Origin of the sequence: Propionibacterium acidifaciens DSM 21887, from assembly GCF_000426605.1 — a bacterium.
In the GTDB taxonomy this organism is placed as follows: domain Bacteria; phylum Actinomycetota; class Actinomycetes; order Propionibacteriales; family Propionibacteriaceae; genus Propionibacterium; species Propionibacterium acidifaciens.
The window spans coordinates 1-16,586 of record NZ_AUFR01000034.1 but is presented as its reverse complement, the minus strand read 5'-3'; the positions used below and the strand labels follow the sequence as shown (position 1 = coordinate 16,586).

13 protein-coding genes, 1 tRNA gene and 1 other RNA gene are annotated in these 16,586 nt (G+C 72.4%); 6 read left to right on the top strand and 9 right to left on the bottom strand.

Translation table 11 applies throughout. The features are described 5' to 3' along the window. Positions 1-3: 3 nt before the first annotated feature. The 6 genes from K336_RS0110720 to manD form a co-directional block, all read right to left on the bottom strand. Positions 4-864, bottom strand: coding sequence for a MerR family transcriptional regulator (locus tag K336_RS0110720; RefSeq protein ID WP_021797512.1), 861 nt, complete (start codon positions 862-864; stop codon positions 4-6). 69 nt (positions 865-933) lie between these two features. Continuing rightward, positions 934-4,179, bottom strand: coding sequence for an AAA family ATPase (locus tag K336_RS0110715; RefSeq protein WP_043150866.1), 3,246 nt, complete (start codon positions 4,177-4,179; stop codon positions 934-936). Between the two features lies 1 nt (position 4,180). Next, a complete protein-coding gene (locus K336_RS0110710) occupies positions 4,181-5,401 on the bottom strand; it encodes a metallophosphoesterase family protein (RefSeq protein WP_028707022.1) in 1,221 nt (406 codons plus the stop codon). Positions 5,402-5,708: 307 nt separating this feature from the next. Next, positions 5,709-7,214 carry an MFS transporter gene (locus K336_RS16020; protein ID WP_081660774.1) on the bottom strand — a complete coding sequence of 502 codons (1,506 nt, stop codon included), beginning with the start codon at positions 7,212-7,214 and terminating at the stop codon, positions 5,709-5,711. 25 nt (positions 7,215-7,239) lie between these two features. After that, on the bottom strand, positions 7,240-8,301 hold the full coding sequence (locus tag K336_RS16015; protein WP_051245681.1) for a zinc-binding dehydrogenase: 1,062 nt from the start codon (positions 8,299-8,301) through the stop codon (positions 7,240-7,242). Between the two features lie 31 nt (positions 8,302-8,332). After that, positions 8,333-9,547, bottom strand: coding sequence for a D-mannonate dehydratase ManD (gene manD, locus K336_RS0110695; RefSeq protein ID WP_028707021.1), 1,215 nt, complete (start codon positions 9,545-9,547; stop codon positions 8,333-8,335). Positions 9,548-9,774: 227 nt separating this feature from the next. Between manD and K336_RS0110690 the strand changes: the two genes are divergently transcribed. The 4 genes from K336_RS0110690 to K336_RS0110675 all read left to right on the top strand — a co-directional run bounded on the left by K336_RS0110690 (position 9,775) and on the right by K336_RS0110675 (position 12,540). Next, on the top strand, positions 9,775-10,545 hold the full coding sequence (locus K336_RS0110690) for an SDR family oxidoreductase (RefSeq protein WP_028707020.1): 771 nt from the start codon (positions 9,775-9,777) through the stop codon (positions 10,543-10,545). 169 nt (positions 10,546-10,714) lie between these two features. Next, positions 10,715-10,876: a hypothetical protein gene (locus K336_RS18670; protein WP_155945071.1), complete on the top strand. Its 162-nt coding sequence runs from the start codon at positions 10,715-10,717 to the stop codon at positions 10,874-10,876. 42 nt (positions 10,877-10,918) lie between these two features. Further along, positions 10,919-12,304 (top strand): class I SAM-dependent methyltransferase, encoded by a 1,386-nt coding sequence (locus K336_RS0110680; RefSeq protein WP_028707019.1) that lies wholly within the window; start codon positions 10,919-10,921, stop codon positions 12,302-12,304. Beyond that, entirely contained in the window at positions 12,301-12,540 is a 240-nt protein-coding gene (locus tag K336_RS0110675; RefSeq protein WP_021796328.1) for a hypothetical protein, read from the top strand. Before K336_RS0110680 ends, K336_RS0110675 begins: the two co-directional genes overlap by 4 nt. A gap of 42 nt (positions 12,541-12,582) precedes the next feature. On the opposite strand, the gene K336_RS0110670 is transcribed toward K336_RS0110675, so the two are convergent. Together K336_RS0110670 and K336_RS0110665 are read right to left on the bottom strand one after the other, a co-directional pair. Next, a complete protein-coding gene (locus tag K336_RS0110670) occupies positions 12,583-13,416 on the bottom strand; it encodes a hypothetical protein (protein WP_021796342.1) in 834 nt (277 codons plus the stop codon). 441 nt (positions 13,417-13,857) lie between these two features. Then, a tRNA-Ser gene (locus K336_RS0110665) sits at positions 13,858-13,945 on the bottom strand. Positions 13,946-14,073: 128 nt separating this feature from the next. Between K336_RS0110665 and ilvA the strand changes: the two genes are divergently transcribed. Then, positions 14,074-15,348 (top strand): threonine ammonia-lyase IlvA, encoded by a 1,275-nt coding sequence (gene ilvA / locus K336_RS0110660; RefSeq protein WP_226906015.1) that lies wholly within the window; start codon positions 14,074-14,076, stop codon positions 15,346-15,348. Positions 15,349-15,656: 308 nt separating this feature from the next. On the opposite strand, the gene ffs is transcribed toward ilvA, so the two are convergent. Then, positions 15,657-15,753: signal recognition particle sRNA small type (ffs, locus tag K336_RS17855), an RNA gene on the bottom strand. Positions 15,754-16,204: 451 nt separating this feature from the next. On the opposite strand from ffs, the gene K336_RS19400 reads away from it, so the two are divergent. Next, on the top strand, positions 16,205-16,586 hold a 382-nt coding region (locus tag K336_RS19400; RefSeq protein ID WP_211223494.1), incomplete at its 3' end, for a hypothetical protein.

Below are 16,586 nucleotides of genomic sequence, written 5' to 3'. Positions count from 1 at the left end.
GCGTCAGCCCTCGACCGGGAAGCAGACCTGCGTGCGCCAGGTGCTCGGATCGGGGTTGTGGGCCGGGCCGACGAGGTAGCGCTCGAAGGAGAAGCCGGTGATCGTCAGGCCGCGCTCGCCGATCTCGTGCAGGAGCGCCGTGTAGACATCGGAGATGCCCTCGTAGGGGCCGGCGTGCTCGGCCGCCAGGACGGTCCGTTCGGGGACCGCCCGGCAGGTCAGCGGCGCGGGCACCTCGACCGGGGCGGCGACGACCTCCCAGACCTCGACGTCGACGTCGTGCTCGACATGGCCCTCCTCGTAGAAGGTCGCCCCGCTGGGTTCGCCGGTCAGCGCGGTTCCGGTGGCGGCCAGGACCTCGTGGAGACGGGGCTCGAACTCGCCGAACAGGGCGCCCTCGTCGCCGTAGGTGGGGATGGTCTCGCGCCGGGCGATGATCGTGTGGGCCGGGATCGTGAGCGTCGTCACGGCGACGGGTCGTGCGGTCATGATGGATTCCTCTCCGTGGTCGAGCAGCGCGAGCGTTCGCTCGCGCCGACGCCCGAGCTCCCCGGCCTCGGCCTCGAGGCGGTCGAGGTGGTGCTCGACGACGGGTCGCCAGGTGCTCTCGTCGCCTGCGAGCAGCGCGGGCAGGGCCACGGCGATCTCGTCGAGGCCGAGCCCCGCCTCGCGCAGGCGCCGCAGCACCATGGCGGGGGCGAACTCGGCCTCCGAGTAGTACCGGTAGCCGTTCCAGGGGTCGACGTCGCCGGGGCTCAGCAGGCCGATGCGGTCGTAGTGCCGCAGCATCCTGGCGCTCAGCATCGTCATCCGCGAGAACTGGCCGATGGTCCAGCGCGCTTCGTTCGGGTCCTTCTCGGGCATGCACCCACCTTCCGGGTTGTCACGGTGTCAAGGTCAACGCGGCCGGTGCTGGTGCGCTCGGGGCCGGCCTCAACTCGTCGTGAGGGTGGACGTGCCGTCGCCGTTCGGCCGCACGCTCACCCGCTCGGCGATGCGCTGCCTCATCTCGGCCACGTGGCTGATGACGCCGACGCAGCGCCCTCCGGCGCGCAGCCGCTCCAGCTGGTCCATCACCATGTCGAGGGCGTCGGGGTCGAGGCTGCCGAAGCCCTCGTCGACGAAGAGGCTGTCGAGCTCGACGCCGCCCGCCTCGCTCGTCACCGTGTCGGACAGCCCCAGCGCCATCGCGAGCGAGGCCAGGAAGGTCTCGCCGCCCGACAGCGTCCGCGGGTCGCGCTCGGTGTCCGTCGGCACGTGGTCGACGACGACCAGCCCGAGGCCCTGCCGCCGGCCCCTGCCCTCGCGCTCGTCGGTGCGTCGCAGGCTGTAGCGCCCGTGAGTCATCACCTCGAGGCGCTCGTTCGCCCGGTCGATGACCTGCTCGAAGCGGTGCCTCAGGACGAAGGTCGGCAGCGTGATGCCGGCGAGGTTCCGTTCGCCGGTGGCGTTGGCCAGCTCGGCCATGCGGACGTAGGGCTCGGCCAGCGGGGCGATCTGGTCGTACGCGGCGAGCGCGCGGTCCAGACGTTCGGCCGCCTGGCGGCTGTGCGACAGCTGCGCGCTGGCCTCGCCCAACCACTGCTGGGCGGTCTGCGCCGCCTGCCGGGCCCGTGACGCGGCGGCGTCCAGGGCCTCCAGCTCGGGCTCGGGCTCCTGCGCGGCGGCCACCAGCTGCGGGTCGGCGAGCCGGGTGCGCAGCTCGGCGGTGCGAGCGTCGTACTCGGTGATCCGGTTGGTCAGGGCCGTCAGTTCTGCGTCGGGCAGGGCGGCCTCGAACACCTGCGCCGGGTCGTCGCCGAAACCCTCCCGGGCCATGGCCGCCAGGGCGGTGGCGCGCGTCGCGGCGTGCTCCCGGCGGGTCCGGACGAGTTGGTCCAGTGCCTGCTGCAGGGCGGTGATCGCGTGGATGCGCGCCGTGACCGATGCGGCCCGGTCGGCGACGCTGGTGAAGCCCGCCCGAGCCTGTTCGATGCGGGTCTCGTCGTCGGCGAGCGCGGCCCGCGCCGCCCGGACGGCCTCGGCCAGCGCGGCCTGCTGGGCGGCGCGCGAGGCGATCTCTGACGTGACCTGCTCGGCGTCGACCCGCAGCTCCTCGAGCCTGGTCCTGAGCTGTTTGCGGCGGGTGACGGCGGCGGTGGCCTGTTCGACGGCTCGCATCGCGTCCTCGGCGGCCTCTCGGGCCCGCGCCGCGGTCAGGCCCCCGGTGCGGTCTCGTTGTTCGGCGAGATGGGTGGCGATCCGGTCGCACTCCGCCGTCGCCCGCGTCAGGGCTCTCTCCTGGGCGGCCGAGATCTCGGCCAGCCGTTCGACGTCGTCCCTCGTCGGCGCGTCGGCGGGACGTGACGCAGGGCTCGGATGCTCGAGCGAGCCGCAGACCGGGCACGGCCGGCCGGTGGTCAGCTCAGCGGCGACCTCTCCGGCCAGGCCGTCGAGCCAGCGGGCGCGGGCGGCCGCGTGCTCGGTCGTCGCCGAGCCCGCTGTCCGCCTCGCCTCGGACTCGGCGCGTCGCGCCCCGGCCAGGGCCTGCTGGTCGTTCTCGGCCGCCTGCGCGGCCTGGAGCCTCGTCGCCGCGGTCTGCCGGCTCTCCCTGGCATCGGCCAGGCTCTCGGCGAGGGGCGCCAGCGCCTCGGCCTCGGCCGCGGTCTTCTCGCGCTGTCGCGACAGGTCGTCCCGCTCCTGCCGGAGCCCTGCCAGCTGTTCGGCGACCGCCTCGACCTGGGCGTGCTGGTCTTCGACGGCCGCGCGTCGCTCGGCCAGTGACTGTTCCAGCTCGAGCAGATCGGTCAGGGAGCCGCTGGACTGCTCGGCCTCGCTCAGCGCTCCGGCGAGGGCGGCCCGGGCAGTGGCGACGGCGGGGGACTCCGTCGCGCCTGCCTGGTCGTCGGGGGCTTCGAAGCGGTCCGGCAGCAGGCCGCCGAGCGGGCCGGCCTGCTCGGCGGCCTTGATCCGCCAGGCGTCGGCGACCGATTCGTGGCGCGCCCCCGTCGTCTCGGACGCGCGGAGCGGCTCGACGCAGCGGGCGGCGCGCTGGGCGAGGTCGGCGCGCCGCCGACAGGCCTCGATCGCCTCGGACCGGGCCGAGTGCTCGGCCTGCTCCCGCCGCAGCCGGGCATGGCGCTCGCGGGCCGCGGCGACCCGGTGCCCCTGGTGAGCCGCCTCGTGGGCCGCGTCGGCCGCCTCGGCGACGCGCCCGGATGTCTCGGCCCGCCTCTCGCAGCGGACCCGCAGCATGGACAGGCGCGCCTGGGCCAGGGGCCCGAGCGCGGAGAACTCGCCCGACTCGACGGCTGTCCTCATGGCTTGCGGATCGCCGGTGGGGGAGGATCCCGCGGCGTCAGCGGGGGAGTCGTCGACGTCCCCGGTGGGCAGCCCGTGGCCGGTGGGGAGCCCCGGCCGGGTTCCGGTGATCCCACCACCGTGAACCTCGGTGGTGCCGGGCCCCGCGTCACCGGTTCCCATCTGCTCGGCGGCGGGGTCGTCCGGCTCGTCGGACGGCTCCGGCCAGGCCGCGTGCACGAACTCGTCGGCAGCGGCGCCGATCCGGTCGAGGGCGTCTCGGACCAGCCCGGTGCGCTCCTTGGCGAGCTCCTTCAGCTCGTCGGCCATGGCCTCGTAGACCTGCGTGCCGAAGATCTGCTGGAGCACGTCGCGGCGCTCCTCGGGGCCGGAGCGGAGGAAGGTGGCGAACTGGCCCTGCGGGAGGACGACGGTCTGGGTGAACTGCTCGCGGCTCAGGCCGATGGCCCTGCGCAGCTCCCCGGTGGCGTCCTGGATGTTCGACGAGACCGCCGCGCCCTCGGTGTCGGAGGGGTCGGACAGCTTCCACAGCATGATGCGCGGGTTCTCGGTCGTCGTGCCGCTGCCCCGCTTCTTGGCCCGCTCGTGGCGCGGGGAGCGCCGCACCCGGTACAGGCCCCGACTCGTGTCGACGACGAGCTCGACGTAGGGGGAGGTGCCGGGCTCCAGGTGCGTGGACGCCAGGCGGTCGTTGCTCGACTCGGCGCCGGACACCTGGCCGTAGAGCGCGAAGACGATGGCGTCGATGATCGTCGTCTTGCCGGAGCCCGTCGGCCCCTCGAGCAGGAAGAGGCCGTCGGCGCCGAGCGCCTGGAAGTCGATGGACTCGGTGCCGGTGTACGGGCCGATGCCGCACAGCTCCACTCGGAGGATCTGCATCTCAGCCCCGCCTCCCGGCGGCCTCGAGCGCCTGTGCGAGCACCGCGTGCTCGGCGTCGCTCGGCGCGCGTCCCGACACCTGCTCGACGAACTCGTCGGCGACCCGGAGCGGATCCGAGGCCCGGCCGATGGCTCCGGACGCCCCGGGTCCGCGCCCGGTGGGCTCGAAGAGCACCTGAAGGGCGTGCGGGAAGACCCGCCTGACAGTGCGGACGAGGTCGTCGGGGCGCTCGGCGCCGGTGACGACGACGCGCACCCAGTCGTCGCGCCGGGCCTCGAAACGGCGCCCGAGCACCTCGTCGAGTCCGCCCGCCACGTCGGACAGGCGTCGCGGCACCGGCGCGGGCACGAGCCGCACCCGGCTCACCGCGCCGGAGGCGTCGAAGTCGACGACGGCCGTGGACTTGCGCTGGTCCTTCTCCGAGAAGGAGAACGCCAGGGGGGAGCCCGCGTAGCGCATCACCGGCCCGGGGCGGGCGCAGGCTCCGCGGTCGGCGTCGGGGTCGCGCGAGCCGGCGACGGCCTGCGGGCCGTGCAGGTGCCCCAGCGCGACGTAGTCGGCGCCGACGGACGAGAACAGCGCGGCCGGCACGGAGTCGACGCCGCCGATGCGCAGATCGCGCTCGGAGTCGCTGGCCCGCCCGCCGGTGACGAACTCGTGGGCCATGACCACTGCCGGAACCCGCTCGGCCCCGCCCCGGCGCCGGGCGGTCAGGGCGGCCCGGACGAGCCCCAGCGCGGCCCGGACGACCGCCTCGTGGGAGCGGGCCAGCGGCTCGTCGGCCCCGACGGCCTCGGCGAGCTCGGCGCGCGTCATGTCGGGGTCGAGATAGGGCAGGGCGTGGACGAGCAGCCCTGCCGAACCGTCGGCCTCCGGGACGACCACCGACTCGCCGGCCCGTGACGGACGGGTGAGGATGCGCAGCCGCTCGCCGAGCAGCCGGGCGTTGAGACCGAGGCGCTGCGGGCTGTCGTGGTTGCCGGGAATGATGACGACCCTCGTGAGGGCGCACAGCCTGGCCAGCGCGTCGTCGAGCATCTCGACGGCGCCGACCGGGGGCAGGGCCTGGTCGAAGACGTCACCCGAGACGAGCACGGCGTCGACCCGTTCGGCCGACGCCAGCTCGACCAGGTGGTCGAGGAAGCGCGCCTGGGGCCCCGACAGGTCGACCCCGTGCAGGGTGCGTCCTAGGTGCCAGTCGCTCGTGTGCAGGATCCTCATGACAAGAAGGGTAGGGGCGATCGGTGACGATTCCGCCCGGGCCCGCCCCGGGGCGGACCCGGGCGGCGCGTCCCGTCGCCGTCGGCCACGGCCGCACCCCCGCCGGAGTGGACCTCGGCGGGGGTGCGGCGCCGGAGTCAGCCCGAGGCCCCCGCACGGGCCGGCTGGAGACGGACCGATACTGCAGCAGCCTGGCGGAGTACCGACGCCCCCCGCACGGGCCGGCTGCCTCCGTTCCCGGCTCGGAGGGCATCCGCTCCGCGCGCCGGTCGGATCCCGGACCCGCCCGCGGACCCCGCCGGAGGGGTCAGGCCGTCGGCGACGGGGCCGGCTCGTCCTGCGTCCCGTCGGCGCCCAGAGCCGCCCGCTCGTGGCGGGCGAACGGCCCGATCTCGGACTCGCCCCGCCTGCAGTCGGTCAGCAGGGTGAGGTCACGACCCGCGACCTCGGGCATTCCGATGGCCGCCGACAGCGAGCACACGGAGAAGAACACGAGCATGATCGCGATGGGCAGCCAGGAGCCGGTGGCCGCGGCGACCCAGGCCGATGCGATGACCGGGCCGGCGCCGGTGCCGAGGATCGCTGCGAGCTCCTTGGCGAGGGCGAGCTGGGTGTAGCGGTTCCTGGCGCCGAAGATCTCCGACATCGTGAGGTTCTCCAGCGACGCCATGGCGAGGACCGACGTCTGGTGCATGATGATGTAGCCGGCGAACACGGCGGGCACCGTCCTGCCGGACAGGACGTACATCATCGGGAACGCCAGGACGATCGCGATGGACGCCATGAGGATGTACATCGTCTTGCGCCCGAAGATGTCGCTCAGCCAGCCGACGAGGGGGACCGTCGCGAAGCCCACGAGCGACGACACGATGACGACGCTGGTGCCGACGGACTTGCTCATGAGGAGCACGGCGGTGATGTAGCTCACGAGGTAGGTCTGGATCATCCCGGAGTTGCCGGCCTGCCCCAGGCGGAGGAAGAAGGCGACGACGAAGCCGCGGCCCTTCCTCCGGCCGGGGCTGCGCACCTCGTCGGCGCCGCCCTCGGCGATGATCTCGCGCAGCTCGGACTTGGAGACCGCGACCCCGTCCTTGACGTCCGCCCTGGCCTCGAAGACCGGGGACTCCTTGAGGGAGCGCCTGATCCACACCGCGAAGAAGAGGATGATCACCGATCCAAGGAAGGGGATCCGCCAGCCCCAGGACATGAGCGTCTCGTCGGACATCGCACCCACGAGGACGCCCCAGATGGCGGAGGCCAGCAGGGTCCCGGAGTTCGTGCCGAGGGCGACGAGGGAGCCGACGAGGCCCCGGTGGTGGCTCGGCGCGTACTCGGTGAGCATGACGGACGAGCCGGCGATCTCGGCCCCCGCCCCGAAGCCCTGGAGGAGCCGCAGGGCGACGAGGAGGATCGGGGCGAGGATGCCGACCTGCGCGTAGGTCGGCAGGGCGCCGATGAGGGTCGTCGAGACCCCCATGAGCGCGATGGTGTAGTAGAGCACCTTGGTGCGGCCGATGCGGTCGCCCAGCCGGCCGAAGAACCAGGCCCCGAGCGGGCGACTGAGGTAGCCCACGCCGTAGGTGGCCATCGCGGCCACGACGGCCATGGCGGCGTTCTCGTTGGCGAAGAATATATGGTTGAAGACGAGCGCGGCGGCCAGCGAGTACAGCTGGAAGTCCATGAACTCCAGGGCGGTTCCCAGCCAGCCCGAGACCGCCGCCCGGGCCAGGTCGGAGACGGTCCGTTCGACCACCACTCCGTTGGCGGAGCGGACCGTGGTCACCCTCCGGCGCTGTTTCTCCTCGTTCGACATGATGAGTCCTCCTCGTCCCTTCTGCTCAGTGGGTCGTTCTGCTTCTGGATGGTGCGGGCGGTCGGTCCGTCCACATGGTGACGAGGACCTTGCCGGAGCTCTCGCTGTCGCGGGCCGTGGCGAAGGCCTCGACGGCCCGTTCGGCGGGGAAGGTGTGCGTCACCGCCGTGGCGATCCGCGGGTGCCCGGCGATCATGGCGATCGCCTCGTCGATCTCCGCGTCGTAGCGGAAGGTTCCGACGTACCGGATCTCCTTGGTCTCGAGGTGGGCGATGTTGACCCGGATCTCCTCGTCGGGCAGCGTCCCCACCTGGCACACCGTGCCGGACCTGCGGGCCGCCCGGATGGCCGGTTCGACGGCCCGCGGCGAGCCCGAGCACTCGAGCACGACGTCGTATCCCGAGTCGTCCGGGCTCTCCCGGTCCAGCCGGACGGTCCGGTCGACGCCGAGCGCGCGGGCCCGCTCGAGGGGGCCCGCCAGCATGTCGCTCGACGTGACCGAGCGCGCCCCGAGGATCTTCGCGGCGCCCGCGACGAGGAGCCCGATGGGGCCCGAGCCGGACACGAGGAGGTCGCGGTCCGCGATGCCGTCCGAGCTGCGCCCGGCGATGGCCAGCGCGTGGAGGGCCACCGCCAGGGGCTCGGCGAGCGCCCCGTTCCTCAGGGGGACGGACTCGGGCAGCACCCGGACCATGTACCGCTTGATGACGACGTACTCGCTGGCCCCGCCCTGGTCGTGGGGGATGTTCGCGGCGCTGCCCATGTAGTGGCTGCCGGGCCACAGGTAGGGCTTGTCCTCGAGTCCGGCGACGGGCCGGCCGGGCGAGGCCGGGGCGACGGTGACGGGCGTGCCCGGCGCGTAGGTGCCGGAGGGGTCCTCGTCGACGACACCGGACATCTCGTGGCCGAAGCTGAAGGGCTCCCGAACCGTGTTGGGGCCGTTGGCGCCCTTGAAGTAGTAGTTGAGGTCCGAGCCGCAGATGCCGACGTAGTGGATCCGGACGCGGACCTCGTCGTCCGCCGGGTCGGGGACGGGAAGATCCTGGACGACCATGGTCTCCGGGCCGAGGATCTTGAGCGATTTCATCGGTGGGTCCTTCCGTGAGGGGTTTCCGCGTTCACCAGTCGGTGAGCGTGCCGTCGAGCGCACGGGCGACGGGCAGGTGGGCGGCGTCGTAGGGGTGGGCCCGGAGGACCTCCTCGTCCAGCTCGACGCCGAGACCGGGCGCGTCGCCGGGGTCGAGGTGCCCGTCGGAGAAGGTCCATGCGTGGGGGAACGCCTCGTGGGCCGGCTCGGGGTGGCCCATGTACTCCTGGATGGCGACGTTGTGGGTCGCCATGCCGAGGTGGATCGACGCCGCCAGCCCGATCGGCGAGATGTCGGAGGGGCCGTGGGGCGCGGCCTCGACGCCGTGGATCTCGGCCAGGGCGAAGATCTTGCGGGCGTGGCTGATGCCGCCCGCGTGGACGACGGCGCACCGGATGTAGTCGACGAGCCGTTCCTCGATGATCCGCTGGCAGTCCCAGACCGTGTTGAAGACCTCGCCGATCGCCAGCGGGGTCGTCGTGTGGCTCCGCACGAGGGCCAGGGCCTCCTGGTCCTCGGCCGGGGTGACGTCCTCGAGCCAGTACAGGCCGACCGGCTCCACGGCCCTGGCGAGACGGGCCGCCTGGTTGGGGGTGAGCCGGTGGTGGGCGTCGTGGAGCAGGCCGATGCCGTCTCCGACGTGCTCGCGCACGGCGCCCAGGACGCCCGGCACGGTCGCGATGTAGCGCTCGGCGTCCCACCGCTCCTCGACCGGGCGCGCGGAGCGGCCCGCGGGCTCGTAGACGGTCTCGCGCGAGACCCCGTAGACGGTGTCGAGGCCGGGCACGCCGCTCTGGACCCGGACGTGGGTGCATCCCTCCGCCAGACGGCGGTCGACCTGGTCGAGGAGGGACGGCAGGTCCCAGCCGAACGCGTGCCGGTAGGCGGTGAGGTGCTCGCGGACCCTGCCGCCCAGGAGCTGGTGAACGGGCTGACCGGTGCGTCTGCCGAGGATGTCCCACAGGGCCATGTCGACGCCGCCGATGGCGGCCATCGTGAGGGGGCCCCGGCGCCAGTAGGCGCCGCGGTACAGGTACTGCCAGGTGTCCTCGATGGCGCCCGGGTCGCGTCCGATGAGGGTGGGGGCGATGTGGTCGCGCAGGCAGGAGGCCACCGCCAGCTCCCTGCCGTTCACCGTGGCGTCACCGAGGCCCACGACGCCGTCCGCCGTCGTGATCCTGACGGTCACGTAGTTCCGTCCCGGGCTGGCGACGATGACGTCGACCGACTCGATCCTGTCTGCCATGAGGTCCACCTGTCCGCTCGTGCCCGCCGCTGGCGGGTCCGGGGTCCGGCGCCCGTCCTCGCGACGCCGAGCACCCCTCAGTTCATTTTTAACAATGAAATAGATGTGTCACTGACTGAAACATAGTGTTACCCTATTCGGGGTCGGGTGGCAAGTGGTCCCGCTCGGGGAACCGGGGTCGACCCGACGTCGAGCCTCCCCGTGCCGGGGAGAAGGAGGAGGTTGGCATGACATCGCCGTCATTCGACATCTCGGGCCGGCTCGCCCTGGTCACCGGATCGGGGCGCGGGCTGGGGAACGTGTACGCCCGCGGCCTCGCCGCCGCCGGGTGCGACATCATCGTCCACGGGCGCCATCGCGACGTCGTTGAGGCGCAGGCCGCCGACATCGCCCGGCAGTACCGTGTGAGGACCGCGTCCTGCGTCTTCGACGTGGCCGACCGCGAGGACGTCTCGGCGGCCGTCGCGGCCCTCGTCGACGAGGTCGGGGTCCCCGACATCCTCGTCAACAACGCCGGGGTCCAGCGCAGGGCGCCGTTCCACGAATTCCCGGTGGAGCAGTGGGACGAGGTCATCGGGACGAACCTGAGCGGCGTGTTCTACGTCTCCCGCGCCCTCGCCCCGGCGATGGTCGAGCGCGGTTCGGGCAAGATCATCAACATCGGTTCCGTCGTCACCGTCCTCGCCCGCCAGACGCTGCCGCCCTACACGGCGGCCAAGGGCGCCATCACGATGCTCACGAAGGAGATGGCGGCCGATCTGACCCGGTACGGCATCCAGGTCAACACCATCTCGCCGGGCTACTTCAAGACCGAGATGAACACGGCGCTCATCAACGATCCGCAGTTCGACTCCTGGGTCGTCCAGCGCACCCCGGCGAGGCGCTGGGGCGAGCCCGAGGAGCTCCTCGGGACCCTGGTGTACCTCGCCTCCCCGGCCTCGGACTTCGTCACCGGGCAGAACATCCTCGTCGACGGGGGCATGACCTCCGTGCTGTGACGACGGTGCACTCGCCGTTCCCGACCGTTGGACGCTAGTCTGTAAGGGCCCTCCGTCCGGCGGTTCCGCCGTGCCGGGCCGCTCGGAGGGCGTCAGGCTCGTATCGGCGGATCCCCGCCCCCGGTCCCCGTCGCGCCGCCCGTGTCCGAACGACGCAGGAGGTACGTCGATGACGGTACCGGACCACTGTTCCGCGTCCGTCCCGACCGGGACCCTCGAGGTCACCGGGGAGGACATCTCCCTCGTCCTGCCCGCCGGCTGCGAGGACCTCATGGTCGAGGTCTACCTGGGCGGCCGGCGCATCTGGACGATGCGGACCTCTCGCGGGTGATGGGGCGCCGATGGCCGCTGGCACCTGCCCTGGCCGGCCGCCATGCGCCTGCGCCTCGTCGGCACCGGCGACGTCCGCGTCGAGGTGGGTCCGCGCGAGGACCGCGTCCTGGTCGAGGGGGTCACCGTCACGCTCGGCGGCTCGGACGAGCCGTTGGAGCTCAACCATCCGGCGGACGGCAGCCCGCAGGTCATCAACAAGTGGGGCCGGGTCGCCAAGAGCTTCGAGGACAAGGACGACGGGTTCTTCGACGCCCTCCTCTCCTCGACCCGCGAGATCGCCGACTTCCTGCGGGACGAGTGCGGCATCGAGGCCTTCCTGCACTGCGGCTCACTGCTCGGCCCCGTCCGCGACGGTGATCTCATCCCCAATGACGACGACTCCGACCTGGCCTATCTGTCGGTGTGCACGAACCCCACCGACATCGCGTTGGAGTCCTACCGCATCGAGCGCGCGCTGAGCGCGGCCGGATACGACTTCGTCCGTCACTCCACCGGCCACATCCAAGTGATGTTCCCCGGGCGCTCGATGATCGACCGCTACTACGTCGACATCTTCACCTGCTTCGAGGTGAGTGGCTGGTTCTACGCCACCGCGCACGCCCACGAGCCGATGGACTCGATGCGCATCCATCCGCTGGGTACGATGGAGGTGCGCGGCCACGAGCTGCCCGTCCCCGCCGACCCGAGCACGATCTTCGTCGCCATGTACGGCCCCGGCTGGGCCACGCCCGATCCCTCCTACCAGTACGAGACCCCGCCGCAGGTCGCCCGCCGCTACTACTGGTGGCAGAACCACTTCGACGCCTATCGCGAGGACTGGGAGGACTTCTGGCGCTGCAACTCCTCGCTCGCCTCCGATCCGCGCCCCTCCGACTTCGCCCTCTGGGCCGCCGAGCGGCTCACCGACGGTGCGGGCGTCTACGAGATGGGCTGCGGCGACGGCCTGACCGCCTGCCACCTGGCGGCCGACCGCCCCGTTCTGGCCAGCGACTACGCCCGCCCCGCCCTCATGCTCGCGAGGGAGCGGGCCGAGCGCGCCGACGTCGACGTCCGCTTCTTCCAGTCCAACCAGTACTCGACGCGCCAGACCTCGCACGCCCTGCACGAGGCGGCCTCGCTCGGCGGGCCGGTCGACGTCGTCGTCGAGAATCTCTTCGACGGCATGCACTTCCTCGGCTGGGACGGCACGATGCGCGTCATGCGCCACCTGCTCGGCCTGGGCGGAGCGGCACTCGTCGGGGTCGGCGGCGGCTGCCACGGCCATGACCTGGCCGCCGACGAACCGCGCGGCGACCGTTTCTGGAATCCGCAGGAGTTCGCCGACCGTCTGGATCGCTTCGGCATGCGGATCGACTCCGTCGAGATCGTCGACCCGCAGGGTCCGAGCCCCCGCCACCGCTATCTCATCAGGAAGGCACGACCATGAGCATCATGTCCCGCGTCCGCCACAGCGCCGGCTCGGCCGTCCGCGCCTATGACCAGGTGCGCCTCGCCCCGGACCGCGTCTCGGAGCTGGAGCGCCGCGTCGGCGAGCTCGAGACCGTCGTCGAGCGTCTCGACCGCGACCTGGACGAGTCCCGCCGTCTCAACCTGCGCGCGGCCGAGCTGCTCGACATAGTCCAGAGCGAGATCGTCGCCCGGGCCTCCGCCGCGGGGGTCTGAGAGCCCGGCGCTCCCACCCGTCGGGCTCCCGTCGCCCTCGGCTCAGGCCGCCGCCCGGTCCGCCAGGGCCCGCAGCGCGTCAGTCATCGTCCCCAGTTCGTCGACGGGGGCGTCGAACGGGGCGAAGAAGGTGCTCGTCGTCGTCGGCTCGACGGCCATGAGCGTCAGCCCGTGGCGGTCGACGTCGACGCAGTAGATGCGGTTCCAGGTGTGCGGGCAGCCCGCGGTCATGTCGTGGCGCGAGCAGATGCGTCCGGCGATGCGCTCGTCGACGATGGCGTCGGCGATGGCCCACAGGGCGTCCTCGCCGAGGCCCATCGCGGCGTCGAAGGCGTCGAACTCGTCCTCGCAGGTGGGGAAGGGCATGCCGGTGCAGGCGTCGAGGAGAGGGCCGAGGTCCATCGGGGTGACACCGGTCGAGTCGTGCAGCAGCACGCGTCGGGCCCGGACGACGCCGAGGCGGCCGTACGGGTGGGTCGTCGTGACGGCCACCCGCGGCGGCAGCTGACCGTCGGCGAGCAGCTGGGCGGCCACCCGCGGCGGCAGCCACTCGAGTGTGCCGAGCAGGTGCACCGCGGACGAGACGATGTGCACGCCCGGCTCGCACGAGGCCTTCGTGATGTCGAACCGCACGGCGATGGGCTCGGTCGTCGGCAGCCCGGCCGCCCCGTCGCCCGGGACCGGGCAGCAGGCCACGACGATGCGGCCGGACGGGGTGAGGCCGTGCGCGAGGAACTCGATGCCGACCTGGGGGTCCAGGCGGTGGGCGAGCAGCGAGGCGCAGCCGGCGCCGCTGAGCAGCCGGTGGGCGATCGACTGCGTGCGTCCGGCGAGAGCGCCGGTGGTCGCCGCACCCGTCTCAGGGATCAAGGACATCTCGTGACCCTCCGTCTGGAAGCCGTCGCCCCACGATGAGGCACTCAGGAGAGCCTAAACTGCTGGCTCGTGGATGTGAAGGCCGGGGCCCGCACTTCTTCCGGGCCGACCCTTCTTCTCGCGCATGGTCTCCGGTCACCGGAACGGGCGTTCACGCGGCGTCCGCATCCCCGGGCGGGAGCGCGTTGGGCGCGGCATCGGTCGTCTCGGGGCCGGGACTCCACGGCTCTGCGGGTCGTCTCCCGTGACGGCCCCGGGCCCGGAGAGGGAATGGGCCCGGTTCCCTCGTCAGACGTACGGCGTGAGGTCACGGGAGGCGACGAAGGCGTGCTCGTCCAGCGTCGTGCACCACAGCGGGCGGGAGGGGCAGGCGGCGGCCAGGCCGGTGCGGCGGAACGGGAAAACCCTCCGACGAGCGTTTTCGCATCCGTCGGAGGGCGATGGCGGAGGATACGAGATTCGAACTCGTGAGGGCGTGAACCCAACCCGCTTTCCAAGCGAGCGCCATAGGCCTCTAGGCGAATCCTCCGCCGGAGAGCTTACCGCCTCACCCCGACCCGGACCAATCCGAGCGTCCGGGGCGCGGGCCCTGCCGATGCCGTTCCCGCATGCCGCCGCCGTGCGGACTCCCGGGGCGGTGCGCGGCACAATGAACGGGTGAGCGCAGTGGACATGAATGAACTCGCCGGGATGGTCGACGAGGCCGCCGGACGTCTCAGGGGCGTCGCCACCGAGACGCCCCTGCAGTACGACGAGCGCCTCTCGGCTGCCACCGGCTGCACGGTCTGGCTCAAGCGCGAGGATCTCCAACCCGTGCGCAGCTACAAGCTGCGCGGCGCCTACACCTTCATCTCCCGGCTCACCGAGGACCAGCGCGCCGCGGGCGTCATCTGCGCCTCGGCCGGCAACCATGGCCAGGGCGTCGCCTGGTCGTGCGCCCGGCTCCGGATCAGGGGCACCGTCTACGTGCCCAGCACCACGCCCCGCCAGAAGCGCGACCGCATCCGCTTCTTCGGCGGCGACCACGTCGACCTCGTCGTCGGCGGCGAGACCTACGATCGGGCCGCCGCGGCGGCGGCCACCGAGGCCGGGCGCACCGGCGCGACGATGGTCCCCGCCTTCGACGATCCACGCACGGCGGCCGGCCAGGGCACCGTCGCCCGCGAGGTCTTCAGCCAGCTCGGTCATGCGCCCGACGTCCTCATGATCCCCGTGGGCGGCGGCGGGCTGCTGTCCGGCTGCGGCGCCTGGACGCGCGTCAACCATCCCGGCGTCCGGATCATCGGCGTCGAACCGGCCGGCGCCCGCTGCATGGTCACTGCCATGCGCGAGGGCCGGCCGGTCACCCTCGATCACGTCGACGGCTTCGTCGACGGCGCCGCGGTGGCCCGCGCAGGAGACTTCAGCTACGCGATGACGCGTCTCATCAGCCCCGAGCTGCTCGCCGTGCCCGAGGGGCAGGTCTGCTCCGAGATGCTCGGCCTCTACCAGGTCGACGGCATCATCGCCGAGCCCGCCGGGGCCCTCGCCTCGGCGGCCCTGAGCAGGCGCCCCTTCGACGTCTCCGTCCAGCTGGAGCCCGGCCAGGAGGTCGTCGTGATCGTCTCCGGCGGCAACAACGACGTCTCCCGCTACGCCGAGGTGATCGAGCGCTCCGGGGTCCACGAGGGCCGCCGCCGCTACTTCCTCGTGAACTTCCCGCAGGAGCCCGGTGCCCTGCGCCGCTTCCTCAACGACGTGCTCGGCCCCGACGACGACATCATCGTCTTCGAGTACACCAAGCGCTCCAACCGCGAGACCGGCCCGGCCCTCGTCGGCATCGAGCTCGGCGACCCGGCCAGCTACCGGTCGCTGCTGGCCCGCATCGACGGCTCGCCGCTCAAGGTCGAGGTGCTCGAGCCCGACACGGCCATCTACCGGATGCTCGTCTGAGCCCGACCGGCCGCGGGCCCGGCTGAGCGGGGTCGACGTTCTCGCGGACCCATGCGTCAGCGTCCAGCCCGGCAGAGCGGGAATCATCGCGCTTCCCCGGGAGCGGACCCGGGGGACATCCGCTCGGCGGGATCGGCCCGTTGGTGGGCCGCCCGCCCCGCTCAACCCGGCGCCCGGCGGGGAGGGGCGGGCGGCGACCGGGCCGGCGGCTGGACGCCCCGCTCGGCCGGGCACACGATGAGGCCTGCCGGTGATCCACCATGACGGCCCGTCGGTGATGCTCGGCGCTTCCGCGGTGCGAGAGGACGAAAAGGGGCCTCCCGCGCACCCGGCAGAGCTCACTGACCCTTGCTGCCTTCCGACCCTGGGGGAGTTGGGCGAGGTACCGCCGCGCGAGAGACCTTGCGCCCCAGTGTAGCCGCAGGGCCGCGGCATCGGAATCCGGCGAGTCCTGCGCCCCGTCCGTCGGGCGCAGGGGTCGGGCGGCTCCACCATGATGCCCCGGTCGGCTGCGGGGCCCTCGCCCACCGGCCCCCTTTGTCGCCGGCGCATGGGTCGGGCGGGACGACGGTTTCCCCGCCGCCGACGAATCCGCACTCGGCACTCACCCGGGCCAGGGCGGACGAGGGTCGCCGATATGGTTCTTCCAGCCGCCCCGTCCGGTCGGCCGGACCCCGGGCGGACGAGGAGCCGCCGCCTTCCAGGGAATGGGTCCGGCCCCGTTCGGACCCTGCCGGGCCTCGCTCCTCGAATGCTCCGGTTCCCAGCACCCCCGCGTGGAGACGTCTCCCGTCTCACGCGGCGGGAGCGTCACTTCTCGCCCTTATCCGGGGGGTTATTGAAAACTATGGCCGTCATGAGACGGAACCGTGTTTCGTGGATTCCCTGTGCTGTTTCGTATGTGGTGGGGGCGTGCGGGTCGGGGTCGCCCCGGAAGGAGACCGCCGTCCTGGTCGGGTGGAGGAGGCGTTCCGGCAGTCGCGTGCTCGCCGGGATGAAGGCCGAGGCGGTCCTGCACGCCTCCCGTGGCGTCGATGCGGGCATCATCGCAGAGACGGTCGAACGGACGGAGAGGATCGTGCAGGATGGTTTGCGGGAAGGTGTGGAGGGGTCTGCGGTAGCCGGTGTGGAGTGTCCGCCAGGTCTTCAGTCGGGCTGTTGTGGAGTGTTTGGTGTTTTTCGGGCGGTGGGCGGAATGATCGAGGTGGGGTTGGGTCGTGTCGGTGCCGGGATGCGGT

Coding starts and splice junctions, on each gene's coding strand:
- K336_RS0110720 (WP_021797512.1), bottom strand. CDS start 864: ATGCCCGAGAAGGACCCGAACGAAGCGCGCTGGACCATCGGCCAGTTC.
- K336_RS0110715 (WP_043150866.1), bottom strand. CDS start 4,179: ATGCAGATCCTCCGAGTGGAGCTGTGCGGCATCGGCCCGTACACCGGC.
- K336_RS0110710 (WP_028707022.1), bottom strand. CDS start 5,401: ATGAGGATCCTGCACACGAGCGACTGGCACCTAGGACGCACCCTGCAC.
- K336_RS16020 (WP_081660774.1), bottom strand. CDS start 7,214: ATGTCGAACGAGGAGAAACAGCGCCGGAGGGTGACCACGGTCCGCTCC.
- K336_RS16015 (WP_051245681.1), bottom strand. CDS start 8,301: ATGAAATCGCTCAAGATCCTCGGCCCGGAGACCATGGTCGTCCAGGAT.
- manD (WP_028707021.1), bottom strand. CDS start 9,547: ATGGCAGACAGGATCGAGTCGGTCGACGTCATCGTCGCCAGCCCGGGA.
- K336_RS0110690 (WP_028707020.1), top strand. CDS start 9,775: ATGACATCGCCGTCATTCGACATCTCGGGCCGGCTCGCCCTGGTCACC.
- K336_RS18670 (WP_155945071.1), top strand. CDS start 10,715: ATGACGGTACCGGACCACTGTTCCGCGTCCGTCCCGACCGGGACCCTC.
- K336_RS0110680 (WP_028707019.1), top strand. CDS start 10,919: ATGCGCCTGCGCCTCGTCGGCACCGGCGACGTCCGCGTCGAGGTGGGT.
- K336_RS0110675 (WP_021796328.1), top strand. CDS start 12,301: ATGAGCATCATGTCCCGCGTCCGCCACAGCGCCGGCTCGGCCGTCCGC.
- K336_RS0110670 (WP_021796342.1), bottom strand. CDS start 13,416: ATGTCCTTGATCCCTGAGACGGGTGCGGCGACCACCGGCGCTCTCGCC.